This window comes from Streptomyces sp. NPDC053560 (genome assembly GCF_044544605.1).
In the GTDB taxonomy this organism is placed as follows: domain Bacteria; phylum Actinomycetota; class Actinomycetes; order Streptomycetales; family Streptomycetaceae; genus Streptomyces.
In genome coordinates, this window is the sequence record NZ_JBITXI010000010.1 from 112,708 (window position 1) to 129,907 (window position 17,200).

Genomic DNA, 17,200 nt, shown 5'->3' on the forward strand with positions numbered 1-17,200 from the left:
GTACGTCGTCGGCCCCGCGGCTCAGGCGGCCGCGCGCTCGGCGGCCTCGACCACGTTGACCAGCAGCATGGCGCGGGTCATGGGGCCGACGCCACCGGGGTTGGGGGCGACGAAGCCGGCCACCTCGCGCACGCCCGGGTGCACATCTCCGACGATCTTGCCGTTCTCGTCCCGGCTGACGCCGACGTCGAGGACGGCCGCGCCCTCCTTGACGGACTCCGGCTTGATCAGGTGCGGCGAGCCGGCGGCGGCCACGATGATGTCGGCTTCCTTGAGGTGCTTGGCCAGGTCCCGGGTGCCGGTGTGGCACTGGGTCACGGTGGCGTTCTCGGACTTGCGGGTGAGCAGCAGCGGCATCGAGCGGCCGATGGTCACGCCGCGGCCGACCACGACGACCTCGGCGCCCTTGATCTCGACGCCGTACTCGCGCAGCAGCCGCAGGATGCCGTTCGGGGTGCAGGGCAGCGGCGCAGCCTCGTTGAGCACCAGGCGGCCGAGGTTGGTGGGGTGCAGCCCGTCGGCGTCCTTGGCCGGGTCGATCAGCTCCAGGACGCGGTTCTCGTTGATGCCCTTGGGCAGCGGCAGCTGGACGATGTAGCCGGTGCATGCCGGGTCCTCGTTCAGCTCGCGGACGACCGCCTCGATCTCCTCCTGGGTCGCGGTGGCCGGCAGCTCACGCTGGATGGACGCGATGCCGATCTCGGCGCAGTCGCGGTGCTTGCCCGCGACGTACTTCTGGCTGCCGGGGTCCTCGCCGACCAGGACGGTGCCCAGACCCGGCTGGACACCCTTCGCCTTCAGCGCCGCCACACGGGCGGACAGGTCGGACTTGATCGCGGCGGCGGTGGCCTTGCCATCGAGAATCTGGGCGCTCATGGCTCCTATCCTCCCGGATGACCGGGTCGGCGTACCAATCAGGGGCCGGTTCGAGGGTTGACGCGCGTAGAGCCGATGTGGTTGTCGCGAACGGACCACAGACCGGTCCGGTCTCGGTAACAGGAAGAGCACATATCGGGATCAGCCGACGACCAGTACCCACCGTCGGCTGGACAAAGTCTTTATCCGGACTTCACGATGTTGCGATACGTGCCGCGTTCGCAGGAGGGGCCGAATGCGACAGCGGTACGTTCGGGGGAGAACACCAAGCACTCTTCACGGCTCACGCAGCAACGCGGCTGCGCGGGCGGTTCGGTGGCTTCCCGTCGTATTCGTCGGCCCGCCACAGTCCCCGCCCGAAGGAAGCCTTCCGTGAGTTACCCTCCGCCGCCCGCCGGCGACCCGAACAACCCCTACGGCCAGCAGCCTCCCCAGGGCCAGCCCGGCTACGGCTACCCCCAGCAGGCCCCTCAGGGCGTCCCGCCCCAGCAGGGCTACGGCTACCCGCAGCAGGCCCCCGGCGTGCCGCCGCAGCAGCAGCAGGGTTACGGCTACCCGCAGCAGCAGCCGCCGGCCGGCACCGTCCAGGCCAACAACGGCTACATCAACCTCGCCACCGGCCCCGTGCTGCTCGCCACGATGGGCCAGCGCTTCCTGGCCCGCCTGGTGGACGGCCTGATCGTCGGCGTGATCATGACGATCGCCATGGTCGCGGGCATGGGCAGCGTCGTCGGCATCGCCGGCAACGCCGCCGAGGACTGCGGCAGCTACATGGACCCGGGCTACGACGCCTGCATGAACGAGGCGGCTGCGCAGGCCGGCAGCGGCATCGCCGTCATGTTCGGCATCCTGGGCATCTTCGCCCTCTTCATGCTGCTCTACGAGTGGCTGATGATCGGCATCAAGGGCGCCACCTTCGGCAAGATGGCGCTCGGCCTGCGCGTCGTCCGCGAGGCCACCGGCCAGGTGCCGGGCGTGGGCGCGGGCTTCATCCGCTACATCATCCCGATGGTCGGTGCCTTCCTCTGCTACATCGGTGCGGCACTGGTCTACCTGTCGCCGTTCTTCGACGGCACCGGCAAGCTGCAGGGCTGGCACGACCGCGCCGCCGGCACCGTGGTCATCAAGAAGTAACCACCGGCCGCACGGCACGCGCAGGGCAGGGCCCGTACCCCAGTGGGTACGGGCCCTGCCCCGTTCCCTGAAGACCGTCCTGCTCCCGGCGGCCCGTCCTGTTCCCGGAAGACGGTCAGACGCTCAGCGAACGCGCGTAGTTGACCTGCTGCATGACCTGGAACGCCACGGTCTCGTGCGTCGCCGGGATCATCGTCGCGTGGTACTTCCCGCCGCTGTGCACCGCCACCTGGACGTACCCGGCGGTGGTCCTCTCCTTCATCAGGAGAAAGAGCAGGCCGAGGAAGCAGAAGACGAAGAAGACGACGGCCAGGACGATCGCGTGCGTCGGAATCCTCTCCTCGGTGCGCGACATGTCCTGGACGGTCCACACGGCGCCCTTGAGCGGCAGTTGGCCGGCCGGCGTGAGGATGCCGTCGGGAATGACGGTGATGTCACCGAGCATCAGGAGGGGCTGCGCGTAACCGCCCTGGGCGGCCCCCTGCCCGGGCATGCCGCCCGCTTGGGGGTAGCCCGCCGGGGGCGGCGGCGTCTGCCCTGGTGGTGGCTGGTCCGCAGGGCCGAAGCCGCCGTTCGGTGGCGTGTTTCCCTCACTCATACGGCGGAGTATGCCGCATGCACCCGGGCCGGGAAGCGCCCGTACGGCGAGGGCCGCCCCACCCGTAGGTGCGGCGGCCCCGGCCTCGTACGTGCGGTACGCGACGCACGCGTACGTGCGGTACGCGTCTCAGTGGAAGAAGTGCCGCGTGCCCGTGAAGTACATCGTGACGCCGGCCTTCTTGGCGGCCTCGACGACCTGGTCGTCGCGGACCGAACCGCCGGGCTGTGCGACGGCCTTGATGCCCGCCTCGGTCAGCACCTCAAGGCCGTCGGGGAAGGGGAAGAAGGCGTCGGAGGCGGCGAAGGAGCCGCGTGCCCGCTCCTCGCCCGCACGCTCGACCGCGAGCTTCGCGGAGTCCACGCGGTTGACCTGGCCCATGCCCACGCCGACCGTCGCGCCGTCCTTGGCGAGCAGGATCGCGTTGGACTTCACCGCGCGTGAGGCACGCCAGGCGAACGCCAGCTCGGCCAGCTCCTCGGCGGACAGCGCCTCGCCGGTCGCCAGGGTCCAGTTGGCCGGGTCGTCGCCCTCGGCCTGGAGGACGTCCTTGACCTGGGCCAGGCCGCCGCCGTCGATCGGCTTGAACTCGGCCGGCGGCTGCGGGCCCTCGGGACAGCGCAGCACCCGGATGTTCTTCTTGCGGGACAGCACCTCGACCGCGCCGTCCTCGTAGTCCGGGGCCACGATGACCTCGGTGAAGATCTCCGCGACCTGCTCGGCCATGGCGACCGAGACCGGGCGGTTGACGGCGATGACGCCGCCGAACGCGGAGAGCGGGTCGCAGGCGTGCGCCTTGCGGTGCGCCTCGGCGACGTCGGCGCCGATCGCGATGCCGCAGGGGTTGGCGTGCTTGATGATCGCCACGCAGGGCTCGGAGTGGTCGTACGCGGCCCGGCGCGCGGCGTCGGTGTCCGTGTAGTTGTTGTAGGACATCTCCTTGCCGTGCAGCTGCTCGGCCTCGGCCAGCCCGCCGCAGCCGCCCGTGTAGAGGGCGGCGGCCTGGTGCGGGTTCTCGCCGTAGCGCAGCACGTTCTTGCGCGCGTACGTGACGCCCAGGAAGCCGGGGAACTCGCCGCCGTCACCGGCGTAGCCGGCGGCGAACCAGGAGGCGACCGCCACGTCGTACTCGGCGGTGTGCCGGAACGCCTCGGCGGCCAGCCGCTTACGGGTGGCGAGGTCGAAGCCGCCCTCGGAGGCGGCGGTCAGCACGTCCTCGTAGCGGGCCGGGTTCACGACGACCGCCACCGAGGGGTGGTTCTTGGCGGCGGCGCGGACCATCGAAGGGCCGCCGATGTCGATCTGCTCGACGCACTCGTCCGGGGTCGCGCCGGAGGCGACGGTCTCGGCGAACGGGTAGAGGTTCACGATCACCAGGTCGAACGGCTCGACGCCCAGGTCGGAGAGCTGCTTCTGGTGGTCCTCCAGGCGGAGGTCGGCGAGGATGCCGGCGTGCACCTTCGGGTGCAGCGTCTTCACGCGCCCGTCCAGGCACTCGGGGAAGCCGGTCAGCTCCTCGACCTTGGTGACGGGGACGCCGGCCCCGGCGATCTTCCCGGCGGTCGAACCGGTGGACACGAGCTGGACGCCCGCCGCGTGCAGCCCCTTCGCCAGCTCTTCCAGCCCGGTCTTGTCGTAGACGCTGACCAGCGCCCGGCGGATGGGCCGCTTGGTACCTTCGGCGGTCTCGGTCACGGGATAACTACCTTTCGTCCCTCAGTGCGGTAGCCGTTACGGGCCAGACGCCCCACGACATCGACGAGCAGCGAACGCTCGACTTCCTTGATCCGCTCGTGCAGCGCGGATTCGTCGTCCTCGTCCCGGATCTCGACCACACCCTGGGCGATGACCGGACCGGTGTCGACGCCGTCGTCGACGAAGTGGACGGTGCAGCCGGTGACCTTCGCGCCGTACGCGAGCGCGTCGCGCACGCCGTGGGCACCGGGAAAGCTGGGCAGCAGGGCCGGGTGGGTGTTCACGGTCCGGCCGCCGAACCGGGCGAGGAACTCCTTGCCCAGGATCTTCATGAAGCCCGCGGAGACGACGAGGTCCGGCTCGTACGCGGCGGTCGCCTCGGCGAGCGCCAGGTCCCAGGCCGCGCGGTCGGCGTGGTCCTTGACCCGGCAGACGAAGACCGGCAGCCCGGCGCGCTCGGCGCGCTCCAGGCCGGCGATGCCGTCCCGGTCGGCGCCGACGGCGACGATCTCGGCTCCGTACGCCGCCGTGCCCTGCTCGGCGATGGCGTCCAGCAGCGCCTGGAGATTGGTGCCGGAACCGGACACCAGCGCGACGATCCGGGCCGGGCGGCCGGGACGGGCGGGCGCGGGGACGGTGAGTGGGGAGGAAGCCACGGCGGGTTCTTTCTCGGTCTCGCGTGCTTTGTGTGGTCGTACAAGACCGTGGGTACCGGAAATCCGGGGAACCCTACGAAGGCGCCGACCGTCAGCAACGATACCGGCACACCGCGCGGCCCCCACGGGACGGGGGCGGACGCGGGAGGTAGCGTCGGGCGTGAGAGCGCATGTGATCTCTCGGCAGGTCCGGTGGATCACATGGGATTCGTGGTGACCCGCCGCCGGCCCGACGGCCCGGCGGACGGACGAGACAAGGGGAAGACGCACCTCAGATGACGGACCGACGCCGCCGGGCGGCCCTCCTTCTCCTCCCGATGCCCGCCACCGCACCGGGGGCGGTGCTGCTGCCGCGCGAGCACAAGCCGTCGTCCTCGTCGGAGGGGGCACCGGGCACGCCGGCCGCCGGCTCCCCGGGCGCCGCGGAGGGACAGCAGGGCGCGGGCTCCGGCGGTACGGGCGGCAGCGGCGGCCCCGACGACCGCGAGGGCCGCGACCGTGAGGGCCCGGACCGCGGAGACCGGGACAATCCCTTCGCCGCGCCGCCCGCCGGGACGCCCGACCAGGAGTGGCGGCCCCGCCACGCGCACTCCGGGCACCACGGCGGCGACTCCTCCGAGGGTTCCTCCGGCGAGCAGGGCTCCGGGCAGGGCTGGGGCAGCCAGTGGAGCAGCCGCCAGCCGGGGCGCCAGGGCGGCGGATTCGGCAGCCGGCCCGGGCGCGGCGGCCCGGAGGGGCCGGGTGGCTCCGGCGGCCCCGGGCAGGGCGGGCTGCGCTGGGACCCGACGGACCCGGCCCAGCGGCGGGCGCGCTACGCACTGCTGTCGGGCATGTGGGCCTTCTTCTTCGCGCTCTTCAGCCTGCCGGAGCTCGCCCTGCTGCTCGGCGCGCTGGCGCTGTACTGGGGCATCAGCTCGCTGCGCGCCAAGCCGCGCGCGGGCAAGCAGGGCGGCGGCCGGACGGGCGGGGCGAAGGCCACGGCCGCCGACTTCTCCGGCGGTGTGCCCGACGGTGCCCCGCACGGCACGGACACCACTCCGGCGGCGGGCCCGCCGCACGCGACCGCCGGGAACACCGCCACGCCCGCGACGTACGGCGGCGGCCGGCCGCAGACCACCGCGGCGCTGAGCGGGCTGGTCACGGCGTGCCTGGCGCTGGCCATCGTGGCCGCGAGCTTCACCCTTCAGCTCGTGTACAAGGACTACTTCACCTGCGTCAACGATGCCCTCACCCAGTCGGCGCGGCACTCCTGCGAGAAGCTGCTCCCCGAGCAGCTGCGGCCGATCCTGAGCGTCCAGGAGTAACAGGACCGGCCGGGACCGGGGCTCAGTCCATGCCCGGCCCGCCCACTCCGCCGGGCCACTCCGGCGCCGGACCGGCACCCGGCCGCGGCGCCCCAGGCGCGGGTCCGTCCGGGGCGGCAGAGCCGTCCGACGCCCCCTGCGCCCCCGGCGCCCCCGGCGTGACCGGTGCGCTCAGCCCGCCCGAGACGCGGCGCAGTTCGGCCCAGCGGGTGCGGCGGGAGCCGGCCCCGTGCCAGGGGTGCGCGGCCGGGCCGGTCCCCGTACCGGTACGCCGCCGGGACCCGTGTGCCGGGCCCGGCCTGCGGGCCTTGCGTTCCGCGCGGGCCACGGCGCGTTCCTGGGCGGCAGCGCGGGACTCCGCCGCCTTCTCACGGCGTTCCGCGCGGGCCTCCCGGCGCTGCCCGCGCCCCGACCGGTACTCCCTGAACTGCGCCAGCGGCGACCGGCCGAGTCCACGCCAGAGGTACCACTCGCGCAGCAGCAGCGCGCCCGGTACGGCGACGGCCGCGGTCCAGCCGGCCGCCGCCGCGCCCGTGAGCCACCAGCTCGGGCCGATGTGCCGGAGGGCGGCCGTGCCGAGCGCGCCGCCCGCCACGGCCGACAGGACGGCGGCGCCCGCCCCGCACCACAGGGCGGCCAGTGCGGCGACCGTCGCGGTGGCGCGGCGGTTCCAGCGCAGCAGCCGGGCCACCGCGGCGCGTGCCCGGCGCTGCCCGGCGGGTGCGTCCCCGCTGTGCCGCGCCGCGTCCCGTACCCCGGCGACCGCGGCGCGCGCGGGCCGGGCCGCGTACCGGGCGGCGACCGCCCCCGCCACGACGGGACCCGCCGCCACCGCCCAGGTCAGCGGCGACCCGGCACCCTCCTGCGGCACCGCGCCCAGCAGCGGGAAGGGCGGCAGCCCCGCCGGGAGAGCGGTGGCGCCGAGGGGGCCCACGGCGCTGCCGCCGCCGAGCGTGAAGCCGGGGCCCAGCGCGTACGCGGCGCCCCAGACGGCCGCGTTGGGCAGCAGCAGGAGGCAGACCAGCACGACTGTGCAGCGCCCCGGCCAGTCCTGGGCGATCCGGAGGAGGCCGAGGCGTACGTCGCCCGCGTGCCACGCCAGTCCGGTCAGGACGAGCAGCACGCCGGTGGCGAGCAGGACCGCTCCGGCGGCGCACGCGGCCCGCAGCGCGGCGGCCCGCCGGGGGCGGGCGAGTGCCGCGCGCACGCCGGGCGGCAGCGCGGCCCGGATCCGGCGGAGCCGGTCGGACGGCGGCAGCACCGTACGGAGCCCGATGGTGCGCGCCGCCACCATCGCGACCGTGCCCGCCGCGGTGAGCGGCACGAAGAACAGCGCGCTGAAGGGCTCGACGCGCAGCGGTCCGGTCGCGGCGTAGGCCACGGCGAGCGCGGCGACGAGCAGGTAGCCGCCGAGGAAGCGGCCGAGCACGGCGCCCGGAGCCGCCGCGCGGACGGGTACCGCGCGCGGGCCCGTGCCGCTCCCGGCCTGCCGGGGCACCGTCCCGTCGGCCGCCCCCGAGAGGGCGTGCTGGGCGCACCGGTACAGCAGCCACACCGGCACGGCGACGAGGAGGAGCGGCGTCACGCCCACCGGTACGGCGGCGGCGCCCGGCCCCGCGGTGCGTTCAAGGTTCGCGCCGTGTGCGAACAGCCAGAGGTCGGCGGCGACGTGCAGCGCGCCGGCGGGGCCGCCGGCCGGGGCCGGCGCGGCGATCCACAGGAGGAGGACGGAGACGGTGCAGACGCCGAGGCCCAGCCCGGCGGTGACCACTCCTACGAGGAAGGCGCCGACGGGGGTGGTGACGCGCGGCGCCGCGGCGCCGCCGGGCGTGGCGGCCATCGGGTCGCTGTCGGTCAGCTGGCTCACGCCGCCATGCTCCCAACTACACCCGTTTCCACCACGCAGCAGGCGAATTTAGGACGTGTCGCCCAATATGCGTTTATGGGATTTACAACCCGTAAGGCGCAGGAGTCACGGAAGGTCGGGAAGAGCCGGCGGCCCCCGAAATCCGGGAAGGCGCCCCGGCCCAGGAAAGCCTCACGGGCCAAGAGCGCCGGCCCGCCACCGGAGGGCACGCGCGGCGACGCGCAGCCCGTTGCGCCGTCACCGGTCGCGGCCTTCGACGCGCTGTACGACCGTCACGCGCCGACCCTCGCCCGCCAGGCCTTCCTCCTCACCGGCCGGACGCGGCTCTCGGGCGAGGCGGTCGAGCGGGCGTTCCAGCTGGCCTGGCAGCGCTGGCCGGAGGTGGCCAGGGATCTCGATCCGGCCGGGTGGGTGCGGGCCGCGACCCACGAGTACGCGCTCTCCCCCTGGCACCGGTTCCGTCCGAGCAGCTTCCGCTCCCCCGCGCGGGCAGCGGAGAGCGGGCGGCCCGATCCGCTGCTGACCGCCCTGCTGCGGCTGCCGGCGCCGTACCGTCGCGCCCTGCTGCTGCACGACGCGGTCGGCCTGGAGCTGCGCGAGACCGCGGCCGAGGTCGAGGCGAGTACGCCGGCGGCGGCCGGCCGGCTGGCCCATGCCCGCGAGGAGCTCGCCGGGCGGCTGCCGGAGCTGGGGCTGGACGGCGCGTCACCGGCCCGGCAGCGGGCGATCCTGTGCGAGCGGCTGGCCCGGCTGGCGGCGGCGCATCCGGTGCGGACGCCGGCGGCCCGTGCCGTACGGACGGGCGGCGAGCGCAGCACCCGGCGGATGACGCGGAGCGCGATCGGGCTGACCGGGCTGATCGTCGCCCTCACCGCCACCGCGCTGTGGACCGGGGGCGGCGAGCGGTACGTCCCGCCGCCGGGGCCGCCCGGCGTTCCCGCGGCCGGCGACCCGCAGGCCGAGCACGACCCGCAGCAGCGCCCGTAGGCGGGGCGCGGCCGCGAACGACGCGGACCCGTACACCCCCCAAGGGAGTACGGGTCCGCGGAGAAAGCTACGCGCGCTTCACGTCAGGGACGCAGCGCCGCGCCGGATTCAGCCGGCGAGCAGCTCGCGGGCGAGCTTGGCGGTCTCGGTCGGGGTCTTGCCGACCTTGACACCGGCGGCCTCCAGGGCCTCCTTCTTCGCCTGGGCGGTGCCGGAGGAGCCGGAGACGATGGCGCCGGCGTGGCCCATGGTCTTGCCCTCGGGCGCGGTGAAGCCCGCGACGTAGCCGACGACCGGCTTGGTGACGTTGGCCTTGATGAAGTCGGCCGCACGCTCCTCGGCGTCGCCGCCGATCTCACCGATCATGACGATCAGGTCGGTGTCGGGGTCCGCCTCGAACGCCTCCAGGGCGTCGATGTGGGTGGTGCCGATGACCGGGTCGCCACCGATGCCGACGGCCGACGAGAAGCCGATGTCACGGAGCTCGTACATCATCTGGTACGTCAGCGTGCCGGACTTCGAGACCAGGCCGATGCGGCCCGGCTTCGTGATGTCGCCCGGGATGATGCCGGCGTTGGACTGACCGGGGGTGATCAGGCCGGGGCAGTTCGGGCCGATGATGCGGGTCTTGTTGCCCTTGGCCTTCGCGTACGCCCAGAAGGCGGCGGAGTCGTGGACCGCGATGCCCTCGGTGATCACGACGGCCAGCGGGATCTCGGCGTCGATGGCCTCGACCACGGCGGCCTTCGAGAAGGCCGGCGGCACGAAGAGGACGGACACGTTGGCGCCGGTCTTCTCCATGGCCTCGGCAACGGTGCCGAAGACGGGGATCTCGGTGCCGTCGAAGTCGACGTTGGTGCCGGCCTTGCGCGGGTTCACACCGCCGACGATGTTGGTGCCGTCACCCAGCATGAGCTTGGTGTGCTTCATGCCCGTGGCACCGGTCATGCCCTGGACGATGACCTTGCTGTCCTTGTTGAGGAAGATAGCCATTGTTCTGGAGTCCCTCTTCCCTTACTTCGCAGCCGCGAGCTCGGCGGCCTTGTCGGCCGCGCCGTCCATGGTGTCCACGCGCTGCACGAGCGGGTGGTTCGCGTCCGACAGGATCTTGCGACCCAGCTCCGCGTTGTTGCCGTCCAGGCGGACGACCAGCGGCTTGTTGACGTCCTCGCCCTTGGACTTCAGGAGCTCCAGGGCCTGGACGATGCCGTTGGCGACCTCGTCGCAGGCGGTGATGCCGCCGAAGACGTTGACGAACACGGACTTGACGTCCGGGTCGCCGAGGATGATCTCCAGGCCGTTCGCCATGACCTCGGCGGAGGCGCCGCCACCGATGTCGAGGAAGTTGGCGGGCTTGACGTTGCCGTGGTTCTCACCGGCGTACGCGACGACGTCCAGGGTGCTCATGACGAGACCCGCGCCGTTGCCGATGATGCCGACCTCGCCGTCGAGCTTGACGTAGTTCAGACCCTTGGCCTTGGCAGCAGCCTCGAGCGGGTTGGCTGCGTCCTTGTCCTCCAGGGCCTCGTGCTCCGGCTGGCGGAACTCGGCGTTGGCGTCCAGGGACACCTTGCCGTCGAGGGCGATCACGTCACCGGAGGCGACCTTCGCGAGGGGGTTGACCTCGACGAGGAGCGCGTCCTCGGCGACGAAGGTCTTCCACAGGGTCACCATGACGTCGGCGACCTGGTCGGCGACCTCGGCGGGGAACTTCGCCGCGGCGACGATCTCCTGGGCCTTCTCCTTGGTGACACCCTCGTTGGAGTCGACCGGGATCTTGGCGAGCTTCTCGGGGGTGGTCGCCGCGACCTCCTCGATGTCCATGCCGCCCGCGACGGAGGCCATGGCCAGGAAGGTGCGGTTGGTGCGGTCGAGGAGGTACGAGACGTAGTACTCCTCGGCGATCTCCGGAGCGGTCTCCGCGATCATCACCTTGTGGACCGTGTGGCCCTTGATGTCCATCCCGAGGATGTCCGTCGCGCGGGCGACGGCCTCATCGGGGGTCGCGGCGAGCTTCACGCCGCCGGCCTTGCCGCGGCCGCCGACCTTCACCTGCGCCTTGACGACAGACTTGCCGCCCAGCCGCTCGGTCGCCTCGCGGGCCGCCTCAGGCGTGTCAATGACTTCACCGGCCAGCACCGGTACACCGTGCTTGGCGAAGAGGTCCCTCGCCTGGTACTCGAACAGGTCCACGCGCGTCCGTCCCTTTGCTTCTCAATTAGCCCACGAACGTGGTGATCGTGGATTCGTTGTCTGCGCGGGCGTGCCGCGAAGGCAGGGTGACAACGCAGTCACAGCAAGGGCGTACATCGTCAGCCGGTACGCGGCATGTCCGTCTCGCAGGTTATCCCCGCGGCACCGGCCCTCCTAAATCGCAGATCACACTGCGGCGGTGATTACTGTCACAGATCACGCGGACGGAGGCGCGCGTCACAGCCCCCGTCGAGGCGTGGCCGGTTCTCGACGGCGCTCCGCACGGGGCCCTCACACGGAGTACACCCGTCCGCCGCGTGTCCCCCGCCGGACGCGCGGCGGGACGTCCGGTATGCACCCGGGCGAGCGGCTCACGGGGGTACGACCCGGACGCTCGGCGCAGCCGCCCGCCCACCGCGTCGACGCGACCCACACAACTCCTCCGCAAAAGCCGACCGGAAAGCATCCTTGACCCCCCAACTGTCAGCCCTGGAAACTGCGTTGAGCACTTACGCATCAGGAGTCACAGGTCTGCCGTCGCCCACGGCTGCCTGGTCCCGGCCGGCCGACCCCGGCGGGGACAGACGGGGGAGAACTGATGAGTAGGCGTGGCCGCGTAGGGGCGCGGTGGCGTCGCTTGCCCACCTCCTCCCCCTTCCGCCCTCTTGGTGCCTCTTACTCGGTGCCTGACAGGGATTGGAGGGGGAATGCCGACAAACGCGACCTATCCCGGCGTCTACGTCGAAGAGCTTCCCAGCAGCGTCCGCAGCATCACCACCGTCACCACCTCGGTGACCGCCTTTGTGGGACACACTCGCCGGGGCCCGCTCAACCACCCGGTGCGCATCACCAGCTTCGCCGACTTCGAGCGCCGCTTCGGCGGCCTGACCTCGAAGAGTCCGCTGAGCTACGCCGTGCACCAGTTCTTCGGCAACGGCGGCACCGTCGCGGTCATCGTCCGGACCGTGAAGGCCGGCACCGGCGAAGAGGCCTGCGTCACTCTGGAGTCCACCGAGGGCCACAGCGAGTGCCCGGTGCTGGAGGTGCACGCCAAGGAGCCCGGCATCTGGGGCGACGGCCTGCGCATCGCCGTCGACCACGACACGCCCGCCCGTCACCCGACCACCACCCCTGCACGAAGCGCTTCGCGCCACCCCTCTCATGGGGAGACCTTCAACCTCCAGGTCCTCGACGCCAAGGGCACCGCCCGCGAGTCGTACGGCAACCTGTCCATGGACCCCGAGAGCGGCCGGTACGCCGAGACCGTGATCAACGCGGGCTCGCAGCTGATCCGCGTCAAGGTCCTCGACGAGGGGCGCCCCGACCCCTCCGGCACGGTCTCGAAGCCGTTCGCCCACGACCTGCCCGACCTGAACGTCGACCTCACCGTCAAGATCGGCGAGGTCGAGCGCGAGTTCACGCTCTACGACCCCGACCAGGACGGCGAGGCCCCCTGCACGGTCACGGAGCTCGCCCTCCTCCTGGAGCGCAAGCTGCGCGCGCTGCCCGACGCGCCGGGCAAGCACGCCTACGCCGGCGCGCAGGTCACCGCCTTCGGCCGCCGCCTTCAGGTGGTCGCCGGGTCCGCCGACCCCGAGGACGTGGTGCGGTTCGTCGGCGAGTGCGCCAACGACCTGGGCCTGGAGGCCTCGGTCAACCCGCCGGTCTTCCCGCTCTCCGGCGGCATCGACGGCGACGTGCCGGGTCCGCGCGACATCATCGGCAGCGAGGCCCGCAAGACCGGCCTGCAGGCGCTGCGCGACGTCGACGACGTCAACCTGCTCTCGCTGCCGGAGCTGTCCGGGTACGAGAACACCGAGGACATGGTCACGGTCCTCTCGGCCGCCGAGCGGCTCTGCCAGGAGCGGCGCATCTTCCACCTCGTCGACGCGCCCTCGACCTGGGTCTCCGTGGACTCCGCCCGGGCCGGCATCGGCGCCTTCGAGTCCGTCCGGGGCAACCACTCCGGGCTGTACTTCCCGCACCTCCAGCTCACCGACCCGCTCACCGGCCGGCTCCGCACCTTCCCGCCGTCCGGCGCCATCGCGGGTGTGATCGCCCGTACGGACAGCGAGCGCGGCGTGTGGAAGGCGCCGGCGGGCACCGAGGCGCGCCTCGCGGGCGTGCACTCCCTCTCGGTCAAGCTCACCGACCGGGAGAACGGCCTGCTCAACCCGCTGGGCATCAACTCCCTGCGGACCTTCCCCATGGTCGGCCCGGTCGTCTGGGGCGCGCGCACCCTCCAGGGCGCCGACGCGCTGGACAGCGAGTGGAAGTACGTACCGGTCCGCCGGCTCGCGCTGCACGTCGAGGAGTCCCTGCTGCGCGGCCTGCAGTGGGTGGTCTTCGAGCCCAACAACGAGCAGCTCTGGCAGCAGATCCGGCTCAATGCCTCGTCGTACCTGCACGGCCTGTTCCAGCAGGGCGCCTTCAAGGGCGGCACGCCGCGCGAGGCGTACTTCGTCAAGTGCGACAAGGACACCACGACCGCCGAGGACATCGACAACGGCATCGTCAACGTCGTCGTCGGCATCGCGCCGGTCAAGCCCGCGGAGTTCGTGATCGTCAAGATCCAGCAGATGGCCGGGCAGTTCGAGCTCTGACCATAAGGAATCAAGGAACGAAGGAACCGAAGGAATCCGATGGCTGAGTTCACAATCAACGCCCATCGCTTCGACCCGTACAAGAACTTCAAGTTCCTGGTCCTGTGGGACGGTCGTACGGTCGCGGGCATCAGCAAGATCTCCCCGCTCAAGCGCACCACCGAGGTGGTCAAGCACCGCCACGGCGGCGACCCCAGCTCGCCGCGGAAGTCGCCCGGCCGCTCGGAGTTCGAGGGCATCACCCTGGAGCGCGGGGTGACCCACGACCCGGAGTTCGACCGCTGGGCCAACAAGGTCTGGCAGGTCGGCGCGGGTCTGGGCTCGGAGGTGTCGCTCGCGGACTTCCGCAAGGACATCGTCATCCAGGTCCTGAACGAGGCCGGCCAGGTCGCCGTCTCGCACAAGATCTACCGGGCCTGGCCGAGCGAGTACCAGGTGCTCGGCGAGATGGACGCCAACGCCAACGCGGTGGCGATCCAGAGCCTGAAGCTGGAGTGCGAGGGCTGGGAGCGGGACTACGAGGTCGAGGAGCCGCAGGAGCCCTCGTTCACGCACCCCGCCTGAGCAGCGGAGTCCTGAGCAACGGAGTAAGGAATGGCAGTCACCGGGCCCGCTGAGCTGCTGGCCGCCTGGGAGGCCGGGCTGGCCCTCCAGGACGGCGGCCGAGCCCTGCTGCTGCACCGCGCCGCGCGCCCCGAGGCCGGCACCGACGCACTGCTGTCGGTGCCGGCGGGCGAGCGCGCGGCGGACCTCTTCGCGCTGCGCCGCGCGCTGTTCGGCGAGCGCATGCAGGTCAAGCTGGCATGCGCGGACCCGGAGTGCGGCGCGGCGATGGAGTTCGAGCTGGACGCGGCCGAACTGGGCGCGGCCCGGCCGCGGCCGCCCGAGGACGGCCTGCGGGTGACCGAAGGCGGCTGGTCGGTGGTCTTCCGGCTGCCGTCCGTCGCCGACCTCACCGCCGTCTCGGCCACCGCGGCGCACGACCCGGCGGAAGCCCGGCGGCTGCTGGGGGCCCGGTGTGTGCTCACTGCGGTACGGGACGGACGTACGGCCGGCCAGGGCAGACGTGAGGCTGATCCCGAGGAGTTGGAGCGGCTGCCGGAAGCGGTCCTGAAACGGTTCGCCGAGGCGGTGGAGGAGGCCGACCCCGGTGCCGAGGTGACCCTGAACATCGCCTGCCCCGAGTGCGGCACGACCACCCCGGCCGAGCTGGACATCGCCGCGTACCTGTGGACCGAACTGGACGCCTGGGCCCGCGACGTGCTCCTGGACGTCCACCTGCTCGCCTCCGCCTACGGCTGGAGCGAGCCCGAGATCCTGGCGCTCAGCCCGCTGCGGCGCCGCTACTACCTGGAGCTGTGCGCCGATGTCTGACGACTACTTGGGGCGGCTGGTCGCCCGGCACGCGCCGGCGCCGCGCGCGCTCCCGGGCACACCGGGCGGGAACACGGGAGCGCCGGGCGGGAACACGAGCGCGACCGGCCGGGTGCGCCTGCAGCCTCGGCTCCCGGGCCCCTTCGAACGCATCGAAGCGCTGAGGGGCGCGCCGGTCGAGCCGGAAGCCCCGGCAGCGCTGTACCCGCAGGCCCCGCTCGCCGCTCCCGCCGAGGGCGAACGGCTCCGCTTCGAGCGGGAGATCAGGACCACCGAACACGAGACGACGGTGCTGCGGCCCGACCCGGCGCACCCGGCCGCCCCGGAACCCGCCGACCGCTCCACGCGACCTGTCGCACCGCTGCTCCGGCCGGTCGCCCACCCGGAGCCGGGGTTGCGGCCCGCCGCACCCGAGGGGCAGCGCGCGGGGACACGGCGTACAGCCGGCCACGGGGAAGAGTCCGGCCCCACGCGGCGGGCGGCCGCCACGCCGGCCCCCGCGGGGAGGGACACCGCCCCTCGCACGGTGACACCCGCGCTGCGCCCCCGTACGGAGGTGCCGGCGGCCCGGGACGCGGCACGCGCAGCCGCTGCCGGCCGGCGCGGCCAGCGGCCCGCCGAACGGGTGGTGCACGTACAGATCGGCCGCCTGGAGGTCAGCGCGGCCGGTACGGAACGCCCCGCGCCGGGCGGCAGGCCGGGCCGCGCCGACCGCCGCGGCCCCGCACTGAGCCTCGCGGACTACCTGGGGCGCGGGGAGAGGAACAGCTGACGGTGACCGTGATTTCGACGATGAGGCCGGGCCTGCCGGCCCCGGCATCTGGGGGATGCACTTCATGAGCAACGCACTCGCCATAGCGACGGTCACCCAGGCCCTTGCGCTGCTGATCGAGCACAACCTGCACCCCGAGATCGACATGGCCGTCTCCGTGGAGACCCGCAGGCCGCCGGCCGAGCCGGAGCTGGACCCGAAGATCACGGTCTTCCTCTACCAGGTCACCCACAACCCCTCGATGCGCAACAACGACCTGGTCACCCGGGCCGCCGACGGCACGCTGCTCAAGCGCCCCGCCGCCGCCCTGGACCTGCACTACCTGATCAGCGCGTACGGCGAGGAGAACGAGCTGGTCGGCCAGCGGCTGATCGGCAGCGTCGTACGCACCCTGCACGAGATCCCGGTACTCCCGAAGGAGCTGATCGCGGAGGCGGCCGAGCGCCCGTACCTGGGCGGCAGCGACCTGGCCGAGTCCCTGCAACGGGTCCGCTTCACACCGGCCCAGATGGACGTCGACGAGACCTCCAAGCTCTGGGGCATGCTCCACAACACCCCGTACGCCCTGTCGGTGGTCTACCAGGCCTCGCTGGTCCTACTAGACGGCCACGAAAAGCCGGTACCGGCAAAGCCGGTGGAGAGGCCGGATGTGCGCGTGCTCCCGTTCGGGGCGCCGGGGGCGCCGGAGCGGCCGTCCGCGGGGGCGCCGGAGGCCGAGCCCGAACGGGCGGAAGAGACCGGTGAGCGGGCCGGTAAGCAGGCCGAAGAGGCTCCTCCCAAGGGGACCGACGAGACCCGTGGGCACGCCGATGAGGCCCGCAAGCGGGCCGAAGCCAAGCAGGTCGCCGACGCCAGACCCGTCACCGATGTCGCCGCGACCACCAACGTCCGGGCCACGGTCGCGAAGGCCGCGGCGAGCGGGGGCGCACGGGCCGCCAAGAAGGCCGAGCCCAAGGCCCGTAACACCGGCGGGCGTTCGCGCACCCGCAAGGCGACGGGCGGCGCCACCGGGTCCGGTTCTTCGGGCCACGCCAAGGACGCCACCGGCCACGCGGACGGCACCGACCGCACGGACGACGGCGGGAAGAGCTGAGGCCGGTGCGCGGAACGGGGGCGGCGAAGGACACCGGAGCGGGGGCGG

General features: G+C 72.7%; 15 protein-coding genes. 8 read left to right on the forward strand and 7 right to left on the reverse strand.

Features of this window, described 5'->3' with window-relative positions:
- Positions 1–21: 21 nt before the first annotated feature.
- Positions 22–876: a bifunctional methylenetetrahydrofolate dehydrogenase/methenyltetrahydrofolate cyclohydrolase gene (locus ACIGQF_RS24390; RefSeq protein ID WP_361559564.1), complete on the reverse strand. Its 855-nt coding sequence runs from the start codon at positions 874–876 to the stop codon at positions 22–24.
- A 372-nt stretch (positions 877–1,248) separates the two neighbouring features.
- On the opposite strand from ACIGQF_RS24390, the gene ACIGQF_RS24395 reads away from it, so the two are divergent.
- Entirely contained in the window at positions 1,249–2,010 is a 762-nt protein-coding gene (locus ACIGQF_RS24395; protein ID WP_399713899.1) for an RDD family protein, read from the forward strand.
- Positions 2,011–2,125: 115 nt separating this feature from the next.
- On the opposite strand, the gene ACIGQF_RS24400 is transcribed toward ACIGQF_RS24395, so the two are convergent.
- The 3 genes from ACIGQF_RS24400 to purN form a co-directional block, all read right to left on the reverse strand.
- Entirely contained in the window at positions 2,126–2,608 is a 483-nt protein-coding gene (locus ACIGQF_RS24400) for a hypothetical protein (RefSeq protein WP_399713902.1), read from the reverse strand.
- Positions 2,609–2,737: 129 nt separating this feature from the next.
- A complete protein-coding gene (gene purH / locus ACIGQF_RS24405; protein WP_399713904.1) occupies positions 2,738–4,303 on the reverse strand; it encodes a bifunctional phosphoribosylaminoimidazolecarboxamide formyltransferase/IMP cyclohydrolase in 1,566 nt (521 codons plus the stop codon).
- A complete protein-coding gene (gene purN, locus ACIGQF_RS24410; protein ID WP_399713907.1) occupies positions 4,300–4,959 on the reverse strand; it encodes a phosphoribosylglycinamide formyltransferase in 660 nt (219 codons plus the stop codon). Before purN ends, purH begins: the two co-directional genes overlap by 4 nt.
- 275 nt (positions 4,960–5,234) lie before the next feature.
- Between purN and ACIGQF_RS24415 the strand changes: the two genes are divergently transcribed.
- Positions 5,235–6,263, forward strand: a complete 1,029-nt coding sequence (locus ACIGQF_RS24415; protein ID WP_399713910.1) for a hypothetical protein — start codon at positions 5,235–5,237, stop codon at positions 6,261–6,263.
- Between the two features lie 22 nt (positions 6,264–6,285).
- Here the strand turns inward: ACIGQF_RS24415 and ACIGQF_RS24420 are convergent, their stop codons facing one another.
- Positions 6,286–8,130, reverse strand: a complete 1,845-nt coding sequence (locus ACIGQF_RS24420) for a DUF6350 family protein (RefSeq protein ID WP_399713913.1) — start codon at positions 8,128–8,130, stop codon at positions 6,286–6,288.
- 75 nt (positions 8,131–8,205) lie between these two features.
- Between ACIGQF_RS24420 and ACIGQF_RS24425 the strand changes: the two genes are divergently transcribed.
- Positions 8,206–9,117, forward strand: coding sequence for an RNA polymerase sigma factor (locus tag ACIGQF_RS24425; RefSeq protein ID WP_399713915.1), 912 nt, complete (start codon positions 8,206–8,208; stop codon positions 9,115–9,117).
- A 108-nt stretch (positions 9,118–9,225) separates the two neighbouring features.
- Here ACIGQF_RS24425 and sucD read toward each other — a convergent pair whose 3' ends face one another.
- Positions 9,226–10,110 carry a succinate--CoA ligase subunit alpha gene (gene sucD, locus ACIGQF_RS24430; RefSeq protein ID WP_399713918.1) on the reverse strand — a complete coding sequence of 295 codons (885 nt, stop codon included), beginning with the start codon at positions 10,108–10,110 and terminating at the stop codon, positions 9,226–9,228.
- Positions 10,111–10,131: 21 nt separating this feature from the next.
- Positions 10,132–11,310 carry an ADP-forming succinate--CoA ligase subunit beta gene (gene sucC, locus ACIGQF_RS24435; RefSeq protein ID WP_399713920.1) on the reverse strand — a complete coding sequence of 393 codons (1,179 nt, stop codon included), beginning with the start codon at positions 11,308–11,310 and terminating at the stop codon, positions 10,132–10,134.
- 707 nt (positions 11,311–12,017) lie between these two features.
- Here sucC and ACIGQF_RS24440 point away from each other — a divergent pair.
- From ACIGQF_RS24440 to ACIGQF_RS24460, 5 genes are all read left to right on the forward strand, one after another.
- A complete protein-coding gene (locus ACIGQF_RS24440; protein WP_399713923.1) occupies positions 12,018–13,913 on the forward strand; it encodes a phage tail sheath family protein in 1,896 nt (631 codons plus the stop codon).
- 39 nt (positions 13,914–13,952) lie between these two features.
- Positions 13,953–14,477 carry a phage tail protein gene (locus tag ACIGQF_RS24445; protein ID WP_030254205.1) on the forward strand — a complete coding sequence of 175 codons (525 nt, stop codon included), beginning with the start codon at positions 13,953–13,955 and terminating at the stop codon, positions 14,475–14,477.
- 30 nt (positions 14,478–14,507) lie between these two features.
- Positions 14,508–15,287 carry a hypothetical protein gene (locus tag ACIGQF_RS24450; RefSeq protein WP_399713926.1) on the forward strand — a complete coding sequence of 260 codons (780 nt, stop codon included), beginning with the start codon at positions 14,508–14,510 and terminating at the stop codon, positions 15,285–15,287.
- Complete coding sequence (locus ACIGQF_RS24455; RefSeq protein WP_399713928.1) at positions 15,280–16,059, forward strand: hypothetical protein; 780 nt, start codon at positions 15,280–15,282, stop codon at positions 16,057–16,059. Before ACIGQF_RS24450 ends, ACIGQF_RS24455 begins: the two co-directional genes overlap by 8 nt.
- 64 nt (positions 16,060–16,123) lie before the next feature.
- Complete coding sequence (locus ACIGQF_RS24460; RefSeq protein ID WP_399713931.1) at positions 16,124–17,152, forward strand: DUF4255 domain-containing protein; 1,029 nt, start codon at positions 16,124–16,126, stop codon at positions 17,150–17,152.
- Positions 17,153–17,200: the final 48 nt, after the last annotated feature.